We start from the raw sequence: 13,600 nt of genomic DNA, 5'->3' as shown, positions 1-13,600 counted from the left end.
GATTAAGTTGGAAAAAATATGAACCGTCCTGACTACAATTCACCTTCCGCCCTCAAGAAGCTGCTTGATGAAAACGGAATGGCAATGCAAAAAAAATTCGGCCAGAATTTCATGGTAAATCCTGCCGCAAGAAAAAGAATTATTGACGAACTTTCTCCGTCAGAAGGGGAAGTTGTATGGGAAATAGGGCCCGGCCTCGGTTGCATGACAGAAGATATACTTAAGCGCGGTTCAAATCTTACTGTATTCGAAATTGACCGCGGTTTTATAGGAATGCTTAGGGAATTCTTTTCGGACTATGCAAAGAAAAATACTTTCAGAATAGTTGAAGGTGATGTTCTTAAAACATGGAAAAAGCAGCTTCAGGAATCTGAACGGCCGGTTAAACTTTCGGGAAATCTTCCGTATAATATTGCCGCAACTTTTATTGCAGACACAATTACCGGCGGACTTGTTTTTGACAGATGCGTCTTTACAGTACAGAAAGAAGTGGCACAGAGAATGGCTGCCGCTCCGGGAACAGAAAACTATTCTTCGTTCAGCGTGCTCTGCCAGTGGGGGTACGACGTCAGATGCGGAATAGAACTCGCTCCAGGTAACTTCTGGCCGCGTCCGAATGTTGCTTCGCAGTCTGTTATCATGACAAAAAAGGCCGTTCCGTATGAGTGCAAAGATCCCAAAATGTTTACAAAACTTGTTCACGCACTTTTTGCCAGCAGAAGAAAAACCATTGCAAACAACATAAAAGCCGTTCTTCCAAAAGGAATGGACAGTGAACCGCTTTTTGCAGCAGCAGGTGTCAAAGGTTCGGACAGGGCAGAAAATCTTTCGGCGCAGGATTTTATTCGCTTGTCCGACACTGTCGCTTCTGCTATAATTGACAGCCGGAGTGCAGAATGACAAAACAGCAGATTGCAGATAATTTTTCAAAAATCAGAGAAGACATAAAAAATGCCGAGCTTAACTCAGGCAGGGCTCCAGGAAGTGTAAAGCTTTGTGCAGTAAGCAAATTCCACCCTTTGGAAAGTGTAGTTGATGCCCTCGAATGTCACCAGACACTTTTTGGCGAAAACCGTGTTCAGGAAGCTTTTGAAAAATTCAATTCGATCCGGAGTCTGCCCCAGGTTACAGACGGGACCCTTTTGCAGCCGCAGCTTCACATAATAGGAAGCCTTCAGCTTAACAAAGTAAAAAAAGCCGTTCAGATTGCCTCGTGCATTCAGTCTGTTGACCGCGAAGAACTTCTTTCAGAAATAGAAAAGCAGTGTTCCAAGCTGGACAAAAAAATTAATGTTTTTTTTGAACTTCACACGGCCGAAGACTCAAAGTCGGGTTACGGTTCGGAAGACGAACTTATTGAGTCTGTGCAGAAAATTGCCGACGGAGACTTTTCCCATATTGTTCCGGCTGGGCTTATGACGATGGCTCCTTTTACAGAAGATAAAATTCTTATAGGAAAATCGTTTGAAAGACTCAGGCTGTTAAAAGAAAAACTCGCATCTCTTTTTCCCGCACTTAATATCAATGAACTGAGCATGGGAATGAGCGGTGACTATAAAATTGCCATCGAAGAAGGAAGTACTATGGTCAGAATAGGTACGGCACTTTTTGGCGAGAGGGAGTACAGCGCATGATAAAGCGAACTGCTGTCATTGTGGCGGCTATTCTTCTTTTAATTAATGTACCTGTTTTCCCTGATTCAGCTTCTTCTACGGAGCCTGTCCCTTATGATAAAAATGAGTTTCCCCAGTGGTCAAAGGATTTGCGCCGTGCAGAAATAGTCTCGTTCGGTTCGCTCCCTTTTGTTACAATCGGTGTTACCATGGGTTATGGTTCCTACCTTTATTTTACGGGCTCAACATCTTCTTTTCCGAATCCCTTGGACAAAAGCGGCAACTCATTTTCTTCGGAAGAGCAACTTAAAATTTTCGGAATGTCACTCGGAATCAGTTGCGTTATCGGAATTGTCGATTTTATTATAAACAGAATAATCAATATCAATAACAGCCGCCGCAATGCAGAACTGAACGGATCTTCCATTACAGTTACACCTGTGTACCCGGTTTTGGAACAGCCTGTTGACCCGCCGCCTTTAGAGCTGCCGCCACCTGATGAACCGCCACAGCCACAGGACAGCGGGGAATTGTCTGAATAATGCCGTATTTTTCTGCAAAAGTTCCCCCTGACTACACGGGCGGTGAGCGTCTTGACAAATATATAGCTTCTCTTCCCAACGGAATGAACAGAAGCCGTCTTAAAAGCGGTCTTACAAACATTCTTGTAAACGGAAAAAAACAGAAAATTTCGTTCAAAATAAAGGCCTCTGACCAGATAGACATAGAATGGGAAGACCAGATTCCGGACGATATAGAACCGCAGGATATTCCCCTTAATATTGTATACGAAGATGAAAATGTCTGTGTCGTTAACAAAGAGCAGGGCATGGTAACACATCCCGCCTGCGGAAACTGGACAGAAACACTTGTAAACGCACTTTTATTCCACTGGGGCCGCCAGAAAATCCCTGAACTTCTGGAAGGCCCCCCTTCGGCTATTCTTGCAAACCGCCGTCCCGGTATTGTACACCGCTTGGACAAAGAAACATCGGGCATTATCATTACTGCAAAAAACCGCGACAGTGAAGAATGGCTTTCTGCCCAGTTCCGTGACCACCGCCATATGGTCAAGGAATACATTGCCATCTGTACCGGCCGTCCCGCCCACAGACAGGGTGTAATCAAAACACAGATTATAAGGGATCCAAAAAACAGGCGGCGTTTCAAAGCGGTTACTGCAACCGGTGAAGGAAAATATGCCGAGACAGCATACAGATGCATCTGCTGTTACGGGGAATATTCGCTCATAAGAGTACGCCTTGCTACAGGCCGCACGCACCAGATAAGGGTACACATGAAGTACCTTAACTGTCCCATCCTTGGAGACGGAATCTATTCAAAACCCGACAAAAAGTTTCCAAAGGCAACGCTCATGCTTAATGCAGCCCTGCTTGGAATAAGACTTCCCGGCCAGAAAAAACTTTCATTCTTCAAATCACCGACTCCAAAAAGATTTATAGAAGTTCTGAAAGTCCTGCATAGGGATTTCAAAAAGGCAATAATTCCAGAAGAAAAATAAAATGATGGGTGATATAAGAATTATACATGTGCCTTCAGACGATGAACCTTTCGCAGTAATAGACAAACCTCGTTTTTTACCCTCAGCGCCTCTTTACGAAGGTGATGACAGCGCGTTTACACGGGCAGCGGCGGTTTATCCTTTTCTACTTGGTGTAAATGGAAAAAAGCCCTGCGAACACGGCCTTCTGCACAGAATTGACACTCTTACAAGTGGGTTGCTTCTTGTTGCGTCGACACAGGCTGCATACGAAAGTCTTTCTACGGCCCAGGACAGCGGTCTTTTTGTAAAAACATACAGGGCAGTCTGCCGTCAGCTTAAAGGACAGGAGCAGTGCGGTTTTGCGCCTTTACCGCATGATTTTAATATAGAAAGTTTCTTAACATGTAAACAAAATTATACGGTGAAATCAAAATTTCGTCCTTATTCTGCCGGCTCAAAGCAGGTGCGCCCTGTTACAGAATACTCTGGTGAAGCCGCAAGAAAAAAAGCGTCCGGCAAAGAATACAGTACCGTAATTTGTGCAAAGAAATGCCTGGCTTCAGATACTGCAGAGATATTCTGTTCAATTACAAGCGGTTACAGACACCAGGTACGCTGTCACCTTGCATGGCTGGGGATTCCCGTCAGAAACGACCCATTGTACGACCCCTGTTATAACCCGGACTGTACCCCAGAAGAAAGCTTTGATTTTAGTGCGGTAAAAATTGAATTTCCCAATCCGGTAACAGGTAAAAAAGAAATATTTTCCCTTGTTTAAATCCAAATCCACGATGCTGGGTAAATAAAAAAACACGCAGACATAAAAAAAAAGACTCCTTTCGGAGTCTTGAATCTGCCCGGAACCTGACTTGAACAGGCATGCCGTGAGGCACTAGTACCTGAAACTAGCGTGTCTACCAATTCCACCATCCGGGCAAGTGCGTTTATTTTAACACAAAATGCATTTGTCTGTCAATAACCGTCGCCTTATTCCGCATCAGAAAATTAAAATTCTTTGCATCTAAAAAACAAAAGCACAAACATTATTATAAGAACGGCAATAGTTACTACAAAAAGCCATGCTGGAGCGCCGCTGTCTGTGTTTCCACCGGTTCTTTTTTCATGTTCAGAAAATGCCCTGTCTATTGCGCGGCGCGACTTTCCCGAAAGTCTGTGTTTTCTTGCATCAAGGGAAGTTTCACTGTCGCCGTCTCCGTAAATTTCAGAATGGCTCATTGCATAGTGACATACAGGACAGCCCAAAGCAAAGTCTTTTACAGTTCCAGTGTGGCCGCATGAAGGGCATCTGACTGCCGCAAAAAATTTTCCGCACGAAGGGCAGAATCTTGCTTTTGCAGCTACTTCAGAACCGCAGTTTTCGCAGAAATATTTGGCTTTTTTTGCAGAATCATTCTTTTTTGAAGCCATTATTCTGTTCCAAGATTGTCAACTGTGTAATCGTAAATTTCCCAGATTCCGTCACGCTGCCTTACATAATAGGTATAGCGTTTTTTTTCGGTAAAGGTATTGTTGTCAAACCATTCCAGAACTTTGACAGAACCATCTGTTTTGGAATACATTGTAGTTTCAATTTCAAACCGTGACGGAATGGCAACAATGTCGTGATCAATGCGCTGCTGCATAAGATCTGCCTTGTATGAAGCAATCATTCTTTCACGTTCATCGGCGCTTACGTTGTTGTACCTGCGGCGTCTTGAAGGATCCCTTTTGAGTATTTCTTCAAGGTTTATATACAGGAAAAACTGGTCCCAGAGACTTTTCTGTCTTGCAATAATCGTCTGTTCAACAACCTTGTCTGGGCCGATTTCTTCCGGACGCAGAACGGCAGCACTTGAAGAGTGTACGGGAATTGCCGTAGAAGCAGCAGCAGAAGGCGAGGGTCTTATTTCAAGACTCAGGCGGTTTGAAGAAACATAATTTGTTTTGTTGCGGTAAAGTTCAGGGTAGAAATTCATTTCAACATAGTAGACCGAAGGATTGTCTATCTGAACATAATGCTTGAGGTTTTCTACAAAAGAGTAGGATTCACCCGGTTCCAGTGAAATCTCGCGGAAGTATACTGTTCTGTTTGTTGTTCTTTTTCTTGTCAGCGCTTCGGTATCTGAAAGACGTGAATTTCTTACGTTAAAAACAGAAAAATCTATGGAAAACATACGGTCATCGGCTAGTTTGAACCTTAAGGTATCAGAGCCGTTGTTTGCTACGGTTACGTGTATATAAACAGGATTTGATTCTACTTCTCCGGGGTAATACATTGTTCTGTCGTAAAATTTTATCGAAACATCCGCGTCCGGCGGAATATTGTTTTGTGCACTTACGCTATGGGCAAAAATACTAAAAATGGCTATAATGGCAAGAACTGTGCGTTTCACGGTAAAATCTCCTGTAAGAGCCGCTGGAATTTTAAGCCGGCTTTTCTATTATATCGGAATATTAACATGAATTCATTATCTGCAAAATCCACAAATTCTCTTATAGCGCTTGTCTCTGCATGGAAAGAAATGCATGATGCAGTAATTGCAGCTGCAGACGGAACAGTTCAGTCACCGGTACAGATAAACGGACTGCGCGGAAGCCTTCCGGGATTTTTTGTCTCGCAGTTTATGGACAGAACTGTACTTAACGCAATACACGACCAGCAGTATTCGGGCGGCGGAAAAGCGGATGTCAGAGATATGTATATTGTTGTTTCCACGCAGAAAGAAGCAGATGAGTGCGAGTCGGATCTTCAGACTATAACCGAATCAAAATTTGAAATACACAAGCTTCCGTGGTGGGGAACACTTCCTTACAGGCCGGCCGCAAAAGGTTCGTCTGTTTTTGGTGAACGTGCAGGTGTTCTGTCAAAAATGGCATGCAAAAACAGCCGGTCGCAAAAGCCGCGCATTTTTATTGTACCCGAGCGTTCTTTTCTTACACCTGTTCCGCCGCCTGAATATATGCGTTCTCTGAGCATAAGCTTAAGGAAAGGCGGTGAATACGATATAGAAAAACTTGCCGAACAGCTGTCGGCCCTGGGTTATACAAGAGTTCCCAGAGTTGGAATGAAGGGTGAATTTGCCGTACGCGGTGAAGTTCTGGACTTTTTCATGCCGGGTGAACAGTTCCCGCACAGAGTCGTATTTGACTTTGATGTGATTGACCAGATTAAAGTATTTGATTTTGAGTCGCAGTCTTCAAAAGAAAACATAGATTATCTTCTGGTTTATCCCATGAAGGAAGTTGTATGGACAGATGAACTTACCCAAAAGCTCGAAAACATACTTGACCAGGAAGACAAAGACGGAATAATCAATGATTTTGCAGGCTTTGATGAACAGCGCAGAAAGGGAAGAGCCGTTGTTCTAGGGACAGAATGTCAAACGAACGGTAGTTTATATACTAACGAACGGTCGTTGGAATTAACTAACGATAGTTTAGAAAATGCTTTTGGTGATTTTGCCGGTGTAAATAACTTACGAACAGTTGGTAGTACAAGCGTTCATTTGGCGCTTACAGATATGTCTCGTGCCCAAAAAGACCATATTCTTACCGAACTTTCGGTAGCACGCCAGACAGAAGGCGAAGAGTTATTCTACGGAGTTCTCTGGAACAGACAGTATTCGCTTTTGGACTACGCAGGAAACTCTTCTTACGTCTTTTTTTATGACTGGGACCGCCTTGTAAATGCAATGCGTCTTATGGAAAACGAATATTCCAAGTCATACAGGGCAGCCAGACAGACAATTCCGGTTCTTATGCCTGCTTACATGCTCTTTGACTTTTTCTCTTTGGCAAAAACACACGAACGTTCGTTTGCATTCAAGAGTCTTGACGGAATATCAGAACTCGGTGGAATGGAAAATGAAGTTCAGGATTCAGAAGTTCTGGGCAATGACTATTTCAAAAGTTCACTGCATCTTTCTTCTGAATCACCGCAGAGTTATTTCGGCAACATCAATTATCTTAAGGAACGCATTTCGACACTGCAAAAAGAAGGATGGAATATCTATGTTTTTGCAGACAACCCCAATCAGGCTTTAAGAATAAATGAAATTATCAAAGACTATACAGAACCTTCAGATACTTCTGTTTTTCCTGTAAGAGTTTTTCCGCTTTCCATTTCACAGGGATTTTCTGTTGCCGATGAAAAAATTCTTGTCATTCAGGAAAACGAAATTTTCGGACGCAAGAGAAACGCACCAAAGTCAATAAGAAAAGCCCGTTCCAAGGCAATAGATACTTTTGTTGAACTGAACCCCGGTGATTATGTTGTTCACGTTAACTACGGAATAGGTTTGTTCAAAGGCATTGAGCGCGTTAAGGCGATGGGAACCGAACGTGACTACATAAAACTTGAATATGCCGACGAAGAATTTGCCTTTGTTCCGATTGAGCAGGTAAACATGGTTCAGCGCTATATCGGAAGTGAAAGCGAACACCCGAGGCTGGACAGAATAGGTTCAAAAAGCTGGAGTGCAAGAAAGGCAAAAGTTCAGCAGAAAGTAGAGGAGATGGCAGAAAAGCTCATTGACCTTTATTCAAAAAGACAGGCTTCACGCGGATATGCTTTTCCAAAAGACACTGAATGGAACGCTGCATTCGAGGCTGCATTTCCTTACGAAGACACCGCCGACCAGTTTTCTGCAACACAGGAAATCAAGGAAGACATGGAAAAACCCGTTCCAATGGACAGGCTTGTCTGCGGCGATGTAGGTTACGGAAAGACAGAAATAGCTATGCGAGCAGCCTTCAAGGCCGTCATGGGCGGAAAACAGGTTGCTTTTCTTGCGCCTACAACAATTCTTGCCGAACAGCATTATGAAAACTGCATTGAACGCTTCAGAAATTTTCCGGTAAGAATAGCACAGCTTTCAAGATTTGTTCCGCCTGCAGAACAGAAAAAAATTATTGCAAGTCTTTCTGCCGGAGGAGTCGATATTCTTGTCGGAACGCACAGGATTCTTCAGAAAGATGTTAAGTACAAGGATCTGGGGCTTCTCATAATTGATGAGGAACAGCGCTTTGGTGTAAAAGACAAGGAAAAACTCAAGGAAATGAAGACAAACATAGACTGTCTTGCCATGAGTGCAACACCTATCCCGCGTACACTTCACATGAGTATGCTCAAGATAAGAGACATGTCGCTTTTGACAACACCGCCCCAGAACCGTCAGCCCATAGAAACTGCAATAGAAGAATACAGCGACGAAAAAGTTGCAATGGCAATCCGTGCAGAAGTAAAAAGGGGCGGGCAGGTTTTTTATCTTCATAACCGTGTCGAAACACTTGAAGATACCCGCAGAAAAATAGAAAACCTCGTTCCTGAAATGCTTGTAGATGTAGCACACGGCCAGATGACAAGTGAAGAACTGGATGATATTTTCAGAAGATTCAAGATGGGCGGCTTTCATGTACTTGTTGCAACTACAATAATCGAAAACGGAATAGATATTCCCAACGTAAACACAATAATCATTGACCGCGCAGATATGTACGGTGTAAGCCAGCTTTACCAGCTCAGGGGAAGAGTAGGCCGTAGCGACAGAAAAGCCTATGCATATCTGTTCTATCCCGAAAACAAGGCTTTGAGTGAAGTTGCAATGAAACGCCTTCAGGTAATAAGCGATTTTACAGAACTGGGCTCGGGCTTTAAAATTGCCATGAAAGATATGGAAATACGCGGTGCAGGAAACCTTTTGGGAAGAGACCAGAGCGGTGAAGTTTATGCCGTCGGGTTCGAAATGTATCTGAGTCTGCTTAATTCTGCAATCGAGCGTCTTTCAAACAGCAATTGGCATGCACCTGATGAAGTCCTTCTTGAACTTGAATATTCCGGTTTTATTCCGGACACATATATCCGTGAAGCCGAAACAAAAATGGAAATGTACAAAAAAATTGCCGGCGTTCAGACACAGGCCGATCTTGATTCAGTCTGGGATGAACTTTCGGACAGATTCGGTCCTGTTCCCGACGAAGTGGCAAGTCTTTTGAATCTGGCCAAAATCAGAATAATCTGCAACAGGCTTTCAATAAGTTCGCTTAAAGAAAAACGCGGTGTTGTCTATGTAGAATTTTCTGATGTGTCAAAGATAAGCGTAAATAAAATATTAAAACTCATTCAGACAAGCGCCGGACGTGTAAAACTGGATCCTGCCCAGCCCAACAAAATTATTCTTGAAGCTAAGTCCATAGACCTAAAGTCCAAAAGTGACTTTATCAAAGAAAAACTGGAACAGCTCCTTGCATGAAGAAAAACTTGCAGGAGTTACCAGATTGCGAGTAAGCCCCAGATTGCCATCCCGAACTTGTTTCGGGATTTTTTTTATTGAAAAAAAATATTTCTGAAAAAATAACTTTTATAAATGTAAATAAAAATATTGACAAAGTGAAGGGGGGGGTAAAATTAACTACTTTATTAAAGGAGTTATAAAAAAATGAAAAAGCTTTTTACTTTTATCTGTGCAAGTTTAATGGCAGGATCTTTATTTGCACAAACTTTTGATTCAAAAAAACTTGCAGTTGAAGGAGTTATTTCACTTCAGCAAAACAGAAAAGATGTCAGTTATGAATTAACTGATTATGAAGTAAGTAACGATTTGACCTACTTTACTTATACTTAGATGCAGGAAACAAAAATTTTATTGTCAAAAACTTATACACAGTATAAATGCTTCTTGAATATTACAAGTTCTGAAGAGAACGGAGCAAAAAAGCTTGTTACGAATATCGAAAATGAAATTTATTTTAGATCGGTAAATGCTGATGGATCAGAAATTCGGCGCACACCTAATGTTAAAGGTGTTTCGTATGAATGGACAAAGGCTGCTATTTTAAATAAAAAAAAGATTTTAGACTCTGTTTCTGAACAGGTTGAAAAAGATTTGATTGCTGAATTAAACAAGACTGATGATGAGCTTTCAAAATCTCTGGTTGCATTCTTTTCAGATGACGTAAATATCACTTATTTTGATGCAGATGCTTTGGGAAAACTTGCTATGAATTATCCGATGCTTTGCAGTGTTCCTTCACTGGTATGGAAATTAAACAAAGATAAAAGTGAAATATGGTTCAACAAATATAAAGAAACGGTAACAGATGCAAAATTTGATAACACTTTTGAAGTTTGTGCTGTAAAAGAAAGTAATATTCCGGAATATAAATACCTCATTGAGTGTTTAGCAGGTTTTAGTTATTTCCCTGGCGATGGTTTTGTAGACCTGATGGAAGGCTACAAGGAATTAATGAGTGAGTCGTTTGGAGAGTTCTACAGTACAAAAGAATTGCGTGAAAAATCATATAACTCGTATAAATCTAATTTTAGAAAATCTGTTTTTATTAAATTATATTCAAATGATGATAAATATATTGACATGAACAAAGGTGATAAACTTGAGGTAAAAGGAATATTAAAAGCAATCAATACTCCTGGTACGTTACTAAAAGAAATAACATCTATTTCAGTTTACGAAGAATAAACATATTTGAAACGGTATTTTTCTTAAAAACATAATCTGACAGCCTGCTGTAGTTACTTGACATAGTAATTACAGCAGGCTGTATTGACATTTTGATATATAATTTTGTTATACTTATTTTCATAGGTTTCCCAATCCGTACTCTTTTAATTTACGTTGAAATTTCCTATAATGATTACATGATTCAAGCAGGGAAAAAAAAGATACACGAATATAAATTTGCAAAATTTAAAACTGAGTTTGAAGAAAATGATTGTGTTTATTCACAGAAAATTTTTGCCAGCGACACTGATTTTACAAATCATACAAATAATGTGCGTTATGTAAAAAGCATGGGAATGTGGCAGAACCCATCAAACAGGACCAGCCCGCAGACTTATACATGTCATTTTTCCACATAATAGTGTCTTATGTGGAAATCCCAAGGCAGTTTACTTGAATGTCTTTGAGGGAAATGAATCAGGCTGTACAACCCACAATAGTTTGTGCAGGTTACCACAACTTGCCTGCGATTTCAAAGCCGCCAAAACAGCCTGCCAGACAAGACAATACGGCAAAAGACAAAAACATATATAGCACTGCGATTGCGTAATGACCGCTTTGAATCAACATCATAAATCCAAAAAACTAAAACTTCATGCAGCTCGAACTGTAACTTTCTTCGGGGTATGCTACTTCAAATCCGCAGCGGGCTTCACTGTTGAGTTCGCGCAGTTCCTTTTTTCCTTCTATATACAAGTCATAGTTTATTCCCGCAGACTCGTAACCGCAACCCAGTTCGTAATCATCACCAAGGGAGTCGGCTACAATTTTTGCGCGCTCTTCTTTTGTGGTGTCTTTAATCAGAATGCTTTTCATAAAAATCCTCTTTGCTAAAAAAATTAATTCCAGTTTTTCCAGATGTCCGGCTGATACCCGATAGTTGCATCAGTCTTTCCGTTACGGACAATCGGCTGAACCAAAAGCAGCGGATTGTCCAAAAGTTTTTCTTCTTTTTCACTGTCGTCAAGATATGCAAATGAAGCGTAGTCTTTGTTTTTTTTGTCGGCAAGAGAATCAATCGCGGCCTGCCTGTCCCCTGCCCTTTTTGCAATAGAAGAAATTACGCTTTCGAGTTCACCTTTTGAAAGTCCCTTTTCCTTAAGATCGATTTTCTGAAACGCAATTCGCCGTTCACTAAAATAACGTTCCGCTTTTTTTGTCTCAAAAGATTTGCTTGTTCCGAATATTTGTACTGCCATATTTTCTCCCATAATTTTTTGTATTTGTGAAATTATTATTGTTACAATTTTACTACAACACCGTATCATGTGGAAGAGATTTTGCTGAATTCTGAAAATATAACTCTCATAACATTTACTGGACAAACATGATAACACCATGATATAATTTTATTATGCAGAGTTTAAAAGCACGTATTTTGAGAATCATCGCAACCATACTTGGTTTTTTCGGAATTTCCTCAACATTTGTAGCCTGCTACGGTGTTCCAATTAATGCAATTGGCGGAAGAATTTTTTTTGATGAAAACAATAACTCAAGTTATGATGAGGGTGAAGAAATAAAAGGACTATCTGTTAAACTTGAAGATACTTCAGAAACTATCCTAACAGATGAAAACGGAGACTTCTATTTTATTGTATCGCAAAATATGGAAGAAGGAACACTTTTAATTGAAGATACCGACGGCGAAGAAAACGGCGGAAAATTTAAAACAAAAAAAATCAAAAGATCCGTTTATGACGGCGATTTGATCAAAATGGAAAAAGATAATTAAAATGTTCCTGAAAAGTTTCCGTCAGTCAGTATTCAGAATATGGCGAAATATTCAGATTAAAAATCACAAATTGAATTATCTCTTTTGGGAATGTACCTTGCGCTGTAATTTGGATTGCCTTCACTGTGGAAGCGACTGCTTAAAGAATTCCCAAACTCCTGACACACCTTTAAAAGATTTTGTAAAAGTTCTTGATGAAATTAAAGCCGGTGGAATTAAAAATTTATTTATCTGCATTACAGGCGGCGAACCTTTACTTAGAAATGATCTGGAACAGGCAGGACAGGAAATTATCAAACGCGGTTACAACTGGGGAATCGTCACAAACGGAATGCTGCTTACCAATGAGCGATTTGTTTCTCTTGTAAAAGCCGGAATGTCTTCAATCAGTTTTGATATGGACGGGCTTGAAGCCGAACACAATTACTTGCGCCGGAACAAACATAGTTTTGAAAAAGTCGTCAATGCAATCCGTACAGCAGTTACTTTTCAAAAAAAATTTCCGTCATTTATTTTTGATGTAATAACATGCGTGCATCCGGGCAATATAAATTCACTTAATGAAGTGCGTGATTTTTTGATTTCAGAAAATGTAAAACGCTGGAGGATTTTTTCTATTTTTCCTGAAGGGCGTGCAAAAAACAATGAACTTTTTCTTTCTGCAGAACAATACAAGCAACTGATAGAATTTATTTCTTCTACGAGAAAATTTAAAACCCAGCAGAATAAAAGAATCCATGTAAATTATTCCTGTGAAGGATATCTTGGAAAATACGAACTCAAAGTACGCGATTATTTCTTTTTCTGCCAGGCTGGAATTTCAATTGGTTCGGTAATGTGCAACGGTGATATAAGCGCCTGTCTTTCTGTCCGTGCAAAAGATTTTATCCAGGGCAACATTTACAAAGATAATTTTATGGATATCTGGAACAAAAAATTCTGTAACATGAGAGATCATTCGTGGGCAAAAACCGGACGCTGTAAAAAATGCCGCAACTGGAACAACTGCCTTGGAAACGGAATTCACCTTCACGAAAATGCACATTCTGAACCTGCAGTCTGTAATTATAAAATTCTGAATACTCCGTAATCCAATACTTTTGAACCGAAAGCAGCGTAAAGTGAAGCAAATTCCATTCCGATATAGCCGGCTCCAATCAGCACAAGTTTTTCAGGCAACTTTTCCAAAGACAATAATTATTGAGTTGTACTTTTTTTCATCTCTGAT

Annotated in this window: 16 protein-coding genes and 1 tRNA gene; 11 read left to right on the top strand and 6 right to left on the bottom strand. The window is 40.6% G+C overall.

Going from position 1 to position 13,600, the window contains the following annotated elements:
* The first annotated feature begins 18 nt into the window (after nt 1-18).
* The 5 genes from rsmA to IWA51_RS06520 are packed head-to-tail and all read left to right on the top strand — an operon-like array spanning nt 19 to nt 3,895.
* Nucleotides 19-900 carry a 16S rRNA (adenine(1518)-N(6)/adenine(1519)-N(6))-dimethyltransferase RsmA gene (gene rsmA, locus IWA51_RS06540; RefSeq protein ID WP_198441839.1) on the top strand — a complete coding sequence of 294 codons (882 nt, stop codon included), beginning with the start codon at nt 19-21 and terminating at the stop codon, nt 898-900.
* Entirely contained in the window at nt 897-1,634 is a 738-nt protein-coding gene (locus IWA51_RS06535) for a YggS family pyridoxal phosphate-dependent enzyme (protein ID WP_198441838.1), read from the top strand. The genes rsmA and IWA51_RS06535 overlap by 4 nt, the downstream gene beginning before the upstream one ends.
* Nucleotides 1,631-2,155 (top strand): hypothetical protein, encoded by a 525-nt coding sequence (locus tag IWA51_RS06530; RefSeq protein ID WP_198441837.1) that lies wholly within the window; start codon nt 1,631-1,633, stop codon nt 2,153-2,155. The genes IWA51_RS06535 and IWA51_RS06530 overlap by 4 nt, the downstream gene beginning before the upstream one ends.
* Nucleotides 2,155-3,135, top strand: coding sequence for an RluA family pseudouridine synthase (locus IWA51_RS06525; RefSeq protein ID WP_177528007.1), 981 nt, complete (start codon nt 2,155-2,157; stop codon nt 3,133-3,135). Before IWA51_RS06530 ends, IWA51_RS06525 begins: the two co-directional genes overlap by 1 nt.
* Before the next feature lies 1 nt (nt 3,136).
* Nucleotides 3,137-3,895: a pseudouridine synthase gene (locus IWA51_RS06520; RefSeq protein ID WP_177528006.1), complete on the top strand. Its 759-nt coding sequence runs from the start codon at nt 3,137-3,139 to the stop codon at nt 3,893-3,895.
* A 76-nt stretch (nt 3,896-3,971) separates the two neighbouring features.
* Here the strand turns inward: IWA51_RS06520 and IWA51_RS06515 are convergent.
* The 3 genes from IWA51_RS06515 to IWA51_RS06505 form a co-directional block, all read right to left on the bottom strand.
* Nucleotides 3,972-4,053: transfer RNA gene (locus IWA51_RS06515), tRNA-Leu, on the bottom strand.
* A gap of 69 nt (nt 4,054-4,122) precedes the next feature.
* The gene (locus IWA51_RS06510; protein WP_198441836.1) at nt 4,123-4,545 is read right to left on the bottom strand and encodes a zinc ribbon domain-containing protein; all 423 of its coding nucleotides are present in this window, start codon (nt 4,543-4,545) and stop codon (nt 4,123-4,125) included.
* Complete coding sequence (locus tag IWA51_RS06505; RefSeq protein ID WP_198441835.1) at nt 4,545-5,510, bottom strand: hypothetical protein; 966 nt, start codon at nt 5,508-5,510, stop codon at nt 4,545-4,547. Before IWA51_RS06505 ends, IWA51_RS06510 begins: the two co-directional genes overlap by 1 nt.
* A gap of 66 nt (nt 5,511-5,576) precedes the next feature.
* On the opposite strand from IWA51_RS06505, the gene mfd reads away from it, so the two are divergent.
* The 4 genes from mfd (at nt 5,577) to IWA51_RS06485 (ending at nt 10,996) form a co-directional block, all read left to right on the top strand.
* Nucleotides 5,577-9,368: a transcription-repair coupling factor gene (gene mfd, locus IWA51_RS06500; RefSeq protein WP_230402622.1), complete on the top strand. Its 3,792-nt coding sequence runs from the start codon at nt 5,577-5,579 to the stop codon at nt 9,366-9,368.
* 186 nt (nt 9,369-9,554) lie between these two features.
* The gene (locus IWA51_RS06495) at nt 9,555-9,740 is read left to right on the top strand and encodes a hypothetical protein (protein WP_198441834.1); all 186 of its coding nucleotides are present in this window, start codon (nt 9,555-9,557) and stop codon (nt 9,738-9,740) included.
* Between the two features lie 54 nt (nt 9,741-9,794).
* Entirely contained in the window at nt 9,795-10,595 is an 801-nt protein-coding gene (locus tag IWA51_RS06490; protein ID WP_198441833.1) for a hypothetical protein, read from the top strand.
* 179 nt (nt 10,596-10,774) lie between these two features.
* Nucleotides 10,775-10,996, top strand: coding sequence for a hypothetical protein (locus tag IWA51_RS06485; RefSeq protein WP_177528002.1), 222 nt, complete (start codon nt 10,775-10,777; stop codon nt 10,994-10,996).
* Between the two features lie 226 nt (nt 10,997-11,222).
* Here the strand turns inward: IWA51_RS06485 and IWA51_RS06480 are convergent, their stop codons facing one another.
* Both IWA51_RS06480 and IWA51_RS06475 read right to left on the bottom strand, forming a co-directional pair.
* Nucleotides 11,223-11,453: a hypothetical protein gene (locus IWA51_RS06480; RefSeq protein WP_198441832.1), complete on the bottom strand. Its 231-nt coding sequence runs from the start codon at nt 11,451-11,453 to the stop codon at nt 11,223-11,225.
* A gap of 23 nt (nt 11,454-11,476) precedes the next feature.
* A complete protein-coding gene (locus tag IWA51_RS06475) occupies nt 11,477-11,836 on the bottom strand; it encodes an arsenate reductase family protein (RefSeq protein ID WP_198441831.1) in 360 nt (119 codons plus the stop codon).
* A gap of 155 nt (nt 11,837-11,991) precedes the next feature.
* On the opposite strand from IWA51_RS06475, the gene IWA51_RS06470 reads away from it, so the two are divergent.
* Nucleotides 11,992-12,372 carry a hypothetical protein gene (locus tag IWA51_RS06470; RefSeq protein WP_177528000.1) on the top strand — a complete coding sequence of 127 codons (381 nt, stop codon included), beginning with the start codon at nt 11,992-11,994 and terminating at the stop codon, nt 12,370-12,372.
* Nucleotides 12,373-12,442: 70 nt separating this feature from the next.
* Nucleotides 12,443-13,462 carry a TIGR04133 family radical SAM/SPASM protein gene (locus IWA51_RS06465; RefSeq protein WP_230402621.1) on the top strand — a complete coding sequence of 340 codons (1,020 nt, stop codon included), beginning with the start codon at nt 12,443-12,445 and terminating at the stop codon, nt 13,460-13,462.
* Here the strand turns inward: IWA51_RS06465 and IWA51_RS06460 are convergent.
* Nucleotides 13,438-13,560 (bottom strand): FAD-dependent oxidoreductase, encoded by a 123-nt coding sequence (locus IWA51_RS06460; protein WP_230402620.1) that lies wholly within the window; start codon nt 13,558-13,560, stop codon nt 13,438-13,440. The two genes, IWA51_RS06465 and IWA51_RS06460, sit on opposite strands and share 25 nt — an antisense overlap.
* Between the last annotated feature and the right edge of the window lie 40 nt (nt 13,561-13,600).

Source organism: Treponema peruense, from assembly GCF_016117655.1.
GTDB classification, from domain to species: Bacteria; Spirochaetota; Spirochaetia; order Treponematales; family Treponemataceae; genus Treponema_D; species Treponema_D peruense.
This window is presented reverse-complemented; position numbering and strand designations above follow the sequence as displayed.

Bases quoted from the DNA above. Each gene is read 5' to 3' on its own strand.
- rsmA (WP_198441839.1), top strand. From the start codon at position 19: ATGAACCGTCCTGACTACAATTCACCTTCCGCCCTCAAGAAGCTGCTT.
- IWA51_RS06535 (WP_198441838.1), top strand. From the start codon at position 897: ATGACAAAACAGCAGATTGCAGATAATTTTTCAAAAATCAGAGAAGAC.
- IWA51_RS06530 (WP_198441837.1), top strand. From the start codon at position 1,631: ATGATAAAGCGAACTGCTGTCATTGTGGCGGCTATTCTTCTTTTAATT.
- IWA51_RS06525 (WP_177528007.1), top strand. From the start codon at position 2,155: ATGCCGTATTTTTCTGCAAAAGTTCCCCCTGACTACACGGGCGGTGAG.
- IWA51_RS06520 (WP_177528006.1), top strand. From the start codon at position 3,137: ATGATGGGTGATATAAGAATTATACATGTGCCTTCAGACGATGAACCT.
- IWA51_RS06510 (WP_198441836.1), bottom strand. From the start codon at position 4,545: ATGGCTTCAAAAAAGAATGATTCTGCAAAAAAAGCCAAATATTTCTGC.
- mfd (WP_230402622.1), top strand. From the start codon at position 5,577: ATGAATTCATTATCTGCAAAATCCACAAATTCTCTTATAGCGCTTGTC.
- IWA51_RS06495 (WP_198441834.1), top strand. From the start codon at position 9,555: ATGAAAAAGCTTTTTACTTTTATCTGTGCAAGTTTAATGGCAGGATCT.
- IWA51_RS06485 (WP_177528002.1), top strand. From the start codon at position 10,775: ATGATTCAAGCAGGGAAAAAAAAGATACACGAATATAAATTTGCAAAA.
- IWA51_RS06480 (WP_198441832.1), bottom strand. From the start codon at position 11,453: ATGAAAAGCATTCTGATTAAAGACACCACAAAAGAAGAGCGCGCAAAA.
- IWA51_RS06475 (WP_198441831.1), bottom strand. From the start codon at position 11,836: ATGGCAGTACAAATATTCGGAACAAGCAAATCTTTTGAGACAAAAAAA.
- IWA51_RS06470 (WP_177528000.1), top strand. From the start codon at position 11,992: ATGCAGAGTTTAAAAGCACGTATTTTGAGAATCATCGCAACCATACTT.